The organism is bacterium (assembly GCA_035559435.1).
Taxonomy (GTDB): domain Bacteria; phylum Zixibacteria; class MSB-5A5; order WJJR01; family WJJR01; genus JACQFV01.
Genome location: DATMBC010000035.1, coordinates 1 through 2,001 on the forward strand (window position 1 = coordinate 1; position 2,001 = coordinate 2,001).

The following is a 2,001-nucleotide window of genomic DNA, read 5'->3' on the forward strand; positions in this document are numbered from 1 at the left end:
CGCCCCCGCCGACGAACGAGAGGTTTCCGGCGGCATGGTTGGTGTGGCCGCCACAGACCGCGGCCTGATTGCCGGAGGCGGAGTCATGGAATCCGCCGACGACGACCGCATCAAAACCATCGACGTAATTTTCCCAGCCGCCTCCGATGAAGGAACCGCCCGAGTTGGTGAAGTCAATCACGTTGCGCGTGCCGCCGACGATGGAGGCGACATCGGAGCCGACGTAATTGCCGTCGCCACCGCCGATGACGGAGTGCTGGCCGCTCACCTGGCCGCCTTCGCCGCCGCCGATGAAGGAACGTGCGTTGAAGATGAAGTTGCTGTTGCCACCCCCGATGAAGGAATACGTTCCTTCGGCTTGGTTGAGGTAGCCGGAGGCGACGCCGCTCCCATATCCCCAAGCGCCGTTTTTCAGACCGCCGCAAGTGACGGCGTAATCAGCCATGGCGAGGTTGAGGTTTCCGCCGCCGATGGCCGAGTAGGCCCCCTGGGCGCGGTTGGAGTCGGCGCTGGTATTGCCGCCGCCGCCGGCGATGACGGAGTAATCACCGACGGCCTGATTGCTCTGGCCGCCGCCGATGACGGCGTGCGAACCGGTGGCCTCGTTGTACTCACCACCCCCCACATGGGAGTTGTTGTTGTCGGCGCGATTGCTGGCGCCGCCGACGATCGAGCACATCCAGCCGATGGCATGATTGTCGTACCCTCCCACCACGACGCCGTACTGCCCGCCGGCCACGTTGATGGCGCCGCTGAGGATGGCGGCGTGATAGCCGCTGGCGAGATTGGAGCGTCCGACGCCGATCAGGCTGTGGAATCCGGAGGCATTGTTGCCGGTGCCGCCACCGATGACGGCGTGGGAGCCGGAGGCGACATTCGAATCGGCATCGGTGAAGCCGCCGCCGCCGGCAATGACGGAGTATTCGCCGCGGGCGCGATTGCGCGCGCCGCCACCAACGGCCGCGCCTTCGCCGATCGCATGGTTCATGTGCCCGCCGGCCACCACACCCCAATTCCCGGCGCTGTTGGAATCCATATCGAAGATCCCGCCGCCGCCGCCGATGACGGCAAAAGTGCCCCAAGCGTGGCCGTACCAGCCGCCGTCCACGGTGGAACCGAATCCTTCGGCGTGATTCTGCGCGCCGCCGCCGATGCTGCTACGGTCGCCGGAGGCGGTGTTGGTCTCACCGCCGGCAATGGTCGAGTAATTACCTGATCCGACATTGTAGGAGCCGGCGACGAAGGCGTGGGTGCCGGTGTTGATGTGTCCGGGACCGATGGAGACTTTGCTGGTGATCGTGCCGCCAGTGGCGCCATCGACGGTGGCGACTCGATGCGCGTAGGGGCCCGTTACCAGTCGCACCCGCGGCAGCGTCGTGCCATCGACCGTGATCTCCAGCCAGCGAACCGTGTCGCTTAAGACCGCATCGGTCAGCGGGACCGCCGCGCCGAGCAGTCCGATCCAGAGACCGGCGGCGTCGCTGGTCAGCGACTGATTCTCCCCGGCCCCGTTGGGCCAGATTTCGTTGCCGAGCGTGGGAGCATCGAAAACCTTGAAGGTGAAGTTCTTCGATCCGGCCGGCAGCGGATTGCCGGACAAGTCGGTCAGTTTGCCCTGCACGGTGATGCTGGCGGGCACGGCGGCGTGCAGGGGCGCCGTGGCCAGCAGCAAGCTGAACAGGGCGAGCGAAAGTTGTCGCATCAGAGCTCTCCTTAAGGCGTGATCCGTTCCAGTTTGCGATTGAGCAAATCGATTTGACGTTGCTGTTCCTTGATGGCCTCGATCAGCACGGCGACCAGACGACCGTAGTCCAGCGCGGCGGCATCGACACCGTTGGTTTCGTATTGCACGACTTCCGGGATTACGGCGCCGACTTCCTCGGCGATCAGCCCGATGGCGTGGCCGCCGTCGGCCGCATTGTCGTACTCGACGCCGCGGAGCCGACAGACCTTGTCGACGGCATGGGACAACGTGTTGATGTTCATTTTCCAGCGGCGGGA

At 65.1% G+C, this 2,001-nt stretch carries 2 protein-coding genes; both read right to left on the reverse strand.

Features of this window, described 5'->3' with window-relative positions:
- On the reverse strand, positions 1-1,702 hold a 1,702-nt coding region (locus tag VNN55_04045; GenBank protein HWO56720.1), incomplete at its 3' end, for a hypothetical protein.
- Between the two features lie 11 nt (positions 1,703-1,713).
- On the reverse strand, positions 1,714-2,001 hold a 288-nt coding region (locus tag VNN55_04050), incomplete at its 5' end, for a tail fiber domain-containing protein (protein HWO56721.1).